The organism is Mesorhizobium sp. M5C.F.Ca.IN.020.32.2.1 (assembly GCF_004023105.1).
Lineage (GTDB): Bacteria > Pseudomonadota > Alphaproteobacteria > Rhizobiales > Rhizobiaceae > Mesorhizobium > Mesorhizobium wenxiniae.
Genome location: NZ_RZSX01000514.1, coordinates 1 through 4,626, shown reverse-complemented (window position 1 = coordinate 4,626; position 4,626 = coordinate 1). Strand labels below are relative to the sequence as shown.

Here is a 4,626-nt window from a genome sequence, read left to right as displayed (position 1 = left end):
GTCGTCGGTACTTCGGTCATGCCGCCGAGCAGGCCTTTATCCGCACGTTTGCGCAAAAGAATGGCGCCATCGTCACGTACGGCAACGAAGGCAGCCCCGCGCCGCAACGGTTTCTCGCCCTTCGGCAGGCGGACAGGAAAGCGCTCGGGATCGCTTGAAACAGTGGCGCTGCAATCCTCTCGCAGCGGGCACAGCATGCAACGCGGCCGGCGCGGCGTGCAGATCGTCGCGCCCAAATCCATCATCGCCTGGGCGAAATCGCCCGGTCTGGTCGCTGGAACCATGAGCTCGACATAGGCGCGTATGTCTCCCTTGGCTTCGCTCAGCGGCGTGGCAATCGAGAACAGCCGGGAAACGACCCGCTCGACATTGCCGTCGACGACCGCGGCCGGCTGGTCGAAGGCGATCGCCGCGATCGCCGCCGCCGTGTAGGCGCCGATGCCGGGCAGCTCTCTCAAGGCAGTCTGCGTGTCCGGAAACCTGCCGCCTTGCCGTGCGACGAGATCGGCGCAGGCCTTGAGATTGCGCGCGCGGGAATAATAGCCGAGCCCGGCCCAGGCTTTCATGACATCTTCGGCCTGTGCCGCAGCCAACGCCTCAACATCAGGCCATTTCTGGACAAAGGCCCGGAAATAAGACTTTACCGCTTCGACCGTGGTCTGCTGCAGCATGACTTCTGAAAGCCAGACGAGGTAGGGATCGGGACGCATGCCGCTTGCCAGTTCGCGGGGCGCAATGCGCCACGGCAAATCGCGGTGATGCGCATCGTACCAGGCGAGCAGGCGGGACGTGATATGGCCGCTATCCCCAGACGCAGCCTTGCTGCTCCCAGACGCAGCCTTGCTGCTCCCGGATGCAGCTTTGCTGCTGTCTCCGGATGCAGCTTTGCCGCTTTCTCCAGACGCGGCTCTGCCGCTGTCTCTGGATGCGGTCTTGCGGGTCTGGTCGTGCAGTGCCATTGATCGAGGACTGGCCTAACCGATACGTGGTGAAGGTCGTGACTGGAGAACGCACATGGCAGGGAAAAGGCCCTTCGGCAATCCCGTTCCGGTGAGTGATCTCGCAACCCAGATTCTCGATCCGGTGTTGCGGAAGCGGGCCGGCATGTCGATCGGGCTCGTCCAGTCCTGGGAGGAGATTGCCGGGCCGCGGCTCGCCAGCCGTTCGCGCCCTGAAAAGATCCAGTGGCCGCGCCGCATGCATGAAGATGATCCGTTCGAGCCGGCGGTTCTGGTCATCGCCTGCGAAGGCATGGCCGCGCTCCATTTGCAGCACGAGACCGGCGAGATCATTAACAGGGTCAACGCCTTCCTCGGCTTCAACGCTATCGGCCGGATCAGAATCGTACAAAAGCCGGTGACGGCGGACGAAGGGCGGCCTAAACCAAGCTTTCGGCCGCTGACCGCGGCCGAGAAGGTAAAGTTGTCAGGCACTGTCGGAATGATCGAGGATGACGGACTGCGCGCTTCGCTGGAGCGGCTCGGCGCCACCATTCTCGGTCAAAAGAAGACTTGAATTTTATGCATGTCGTCCGCCCAAAACCGCTGCGCACTTTTGGGCGACAAGCATTGATCTCGCGCTTTCGTGATCGCGTACACAAGGTTTGGCGATTGGAATGGGGAAGGGGATGCCTTAATTCGCGCCAACTCTCGCCTTTTCTAGCCTTTGCATTGCAAAATCCAACCATTGTCAGGTGATTCGTATGGCCCGTCTTTTGTCCCGCAGAAACCTCTTGTCGTCGCTGGCCGCCATTCCGGCCGTGGCTCTGCTCGCCGCCTGCAGCGACTCGGGCGAGAAAGCCGTGGCGCAGGATGCAAAGCCTGCGGCTCCCGCCGATGCGATGAAGCCGGCCACTCCTGCCGCGGCCAAGGCGCCTGAGGCCCAGGGCACGGTGGACATGGCGGCTCTGCTGAAACCCGGCGCACTGCCCGACGAGCAACTGGGCAAGGACGACGCGAAGGTCACCATTGTCGAATATGCCTCGATGACCTGCCCGCACTGCGCGCATTTCCACGAAACCACCCTGCCTGAGCTGAAGACGAAATATATCGACACCGGCAAGGCCCGCCTTATCCTGCGCGAATTTCCGTTCGACCCCAGCGCCGAGGCCGGTTTCATGCTGGCGCGCTGCTCCAAGGACAATTATTTCCCGATGGTGGACGTTCTGTTCAGGCAGCAGGCGAACTGGGCAGGTGTCGCCAATACCAAGGACGCCCTGCTGCAAATCTCCAAGATGGCCGGTTTTACACAGGAGTCGTTCGAGGCCTGCTTGACGGACCAGAAACTTCTGGACGATGTGAGATCGGTCCAAAAGCGCGGCGCCGATGAATTCAAGGTCGACTCGACGCCGACCTTCTTTATCAACGGGAAGACCTACAAGGGGGCGCTGTCGATTGAGGAAATCTCGGCCATTATCGACCCTCTGCTCTGACGTGTCGGCAGCGCCGAAGCGGCTGCGCTTCGGCGTGCGCGACTATTTGTTGTGCCGCGGATTCTCTTCGCAAAACCGCGGAACGCTTTTGCGGAACTTGGCTATGGGGCGGCGCGAATGAAGTTTTCGCGCCTTCGCCTGCTCGGTTTCAAGTCCTTCGTCGAACCCGGCGAGTTCGTCATCGAACGCGGCCTGACCGGCATCGTCGGGCCGAACGGCTGCGGCAAGTCGAACCTTGTCGAGGCGCTGCGCTGGGTGATGGGCGAAAGCTCGTACAAGAACATGCGCGCGTCCGGCATGGACGACGTCATCTTTTCCGGTTCGGGAACGCGTCCTGCCCGCAACACCGCCGAAGTCACGCTTTTCCTCGACAACAGCGACCGTAGCGCGCCCTCCGCCTTCAACGACGCAGACGAACTGCAGGTTTCACGCCGCATCGAGCGCGAGGCGGGTTCGCTTTACCGCATCAATGGGAAGGAAGCCCGCGCCAAGGACGTGCAGCTGCTTTTCGCCGACCAGTCGACCGGCGCGCGCTCGCCCTCGATGGTCGGGCAAGGCCGCATCGGCGAGCTGATCCAGGCAAAGCCGCAGGCGCGCCGCGCGCTGCTGGAAGAGGCGGCCGGAATTTCGGGTCTGCACACACGCCGCCACGAGGCGGAACTGCGTCTGAAAGCGGCCGAACAGAATCTGGAACGGCTGGACGACGTCGTCGGCGAGCTGGAAAGCCAGATCGAAAGCCTGAAGCGCCAGGCCCGCCAGGCCTCGCGCTTCAAGAACCTGTCGGCCGACATCCGCAAGGCCGAGGCGACGCTGCTGCATCTGCGCTGGACGTTGGCCAAAACACAAGAAGGCGAGGCGCGCTCGGCGCTGGCGATTGCCACGGCACTGGTCGGCGACCGCGCCGCCGCCCAGATGGCTGCCGCCAGGGAGCAAGGGATCAGCGCGCATCGGTTGCCGGAACTGCGCGATGCGGAAGCCGCCGCCGCTGCCGCCTTCCAGCGCCTGTCGATCGCCAAGACGCAGATCGAAGAGGAAGCGGGCCGCATCCGCGCCCGCCAAGCAGAACTCGACCGCCGGCTCCAGCAGCTCGACGGCGACATCGTCCGCGAGGAGCGGATGGTCCGAGACAATGCGGATATTCTTGAGCGCCTCGCCGCCGAAGAAGCCGTGCTCAACACTGAGAACGCCGGCGCCGCCGAGCGCGAGGCCAGCACCCGAGCGGTGTTCGAACAGGCGGCGTCGACGCTTGCCTCCAGTGAAGCCAAACTCGCTGGCCTCACGGCCGAACGGGCGGAGGCCGCCGCCTCCCGCAACCAGATCGAACGAACGCTGCGCGATACCGCCGAGCGCCGCGACCGTTTCGCCCGCCAGCTCGCCGATGTCGACCGGGAATTGTCCGACATCGCTTCGAGGGTCGCCGGCCTGCCCGATCCCGCCGAGAAGCGGCTGCTGGTCGAACAGGCGCTGGCGCTGCTGGAGGAGACGGAAGCCGCAGCGATTGCCGCCGAACAGGCTGTCGTCGATGCGCGCGCGGCGGAAAGCGCTGCCCGCCCGCCGGTTCAGGATGCAAAGGCCGAGCTGGCGCGGATTGAAACTGAGGCCCGCACGCTGGCCAAGATCCTGAATGCCGCGAGCGGCGACCTCTTCCCCTCTGTCCTGGAGCAGATCAGCGTCGAACGCGGCTACGAGACGGCGCTGGGCGCCGCCCTTGGCGAGGATCTCGATGTGCCGCTCGACCGCAGCGCGCCGGTGCATTGGGGCCAAAGCGAGGTCCAGCCCGGCGACGCCGCTCTACCCGAAGGCATCGCGAGCCTTGCCAGTGTGGTGCGCGCGCCGGCGCAACTGGCCCGGCGATTGGCGCAGATCGGCATCGTCGAGGCCGGCGACGGAAAGCGGCTGCAAGCGCTGCTTGCTCCCGGGCAACGGCTGGTCAGCCGCGAAGGGGCGCTTTGGCGTTGGGACGGGTTCACCGCCAGTGCCGACGCGCCGACCGCGGCCGCGCAGCGGCTGGCGCAGAAAAACCGGCTGGCCGAGCTCGACGCCGAGGCGGTCCACGCGACCCGCATCCTGCGCCAGGCCGAAGAGGCTCTTGCCCATGCCGAGCAGGCGCTTGCCCGGGCGAGCGAGGCCGAGCGCTACGCCCGTCAAGCCGGGCGTGATGCCCAGCATGGGCTGGACGCCGCCCGCAACGCGCT

At 64.9% G+C, this 4,626-nt stretch carries 4 protein-coding genes; 3 read left to right on the top strand and 1 reads right to left on the bottom strand.

What is annotated here, in order from left to right; genetic code table 11:
* On the bottom strand, positions 1-959 hold a 959-nt coding region (gene mutY, locus EOA86_RS23100; RefSeq protein WP_128343764.1), incomplete at its 3' end, for an A/G-specific adenine glycosylase.
* A 55-nt stretch (positions 960-1,014) separates the two neighbouring features.
* On the opposite strand from mutY, the gene EOA86_RS23095 reads away from it, so the two are divergent.
* From EOA86_RS23095 to EOA86_RS23085, 3 genes are all read left to right on the top strand, one after another.
* Positions 1,015-1,515 carry a DUF721 domain-containing protein gene (locus EOA86_RS23095; protein ID WP_128343762.1) on the top strand — a complete coding sequence of 167 codons (501 nt, stop codon included), beginning with the start codon at positions 1,015-1,017 and terminating at the stop codon, positions 1,513-1,515.
* A 187-nt stretch (positions 1,516-1,702) separates the two neighbouring features.
* Positions 1,703-2,431 (top strand): DsbA family protein, encoded by a 729-nt coding sequence (locus EOA86_RS23090; protein WP_029355674.1) that lies wholly within the window; start codon positions 1,703-1,705, stop codon positions 2,429-2,431.
* 117 nt (positions 2,432-2,548) lie between these two features.
* A partial coding sequence (locus EOA86_RS23085) for a chromosome segregation SMC family protein (protein WP_164891921.1) occupies positions 2,549-4,626 on the top strand: 2,078 nt, incomplete at its 3' end.

What these genes read in the sequence shown, in the direction of transcription:
- EOA86_RS23095 (WP_128343762.1), top strand. Translation starts at nt 1,015, where the DNA reads ATGGCAGGGAAAAGGCCCTTCGGCAATCCCGTTCCGGTGAGTGATCTC.
- EOA86_RS23090 (WP_029355674.1), top strand. Translation starts at nt 1,703, where the DNA reads ATGGCCCGTCTTTTGTCCCGCAGAAACCTCTTGTCGTCGCTGGCCGCC.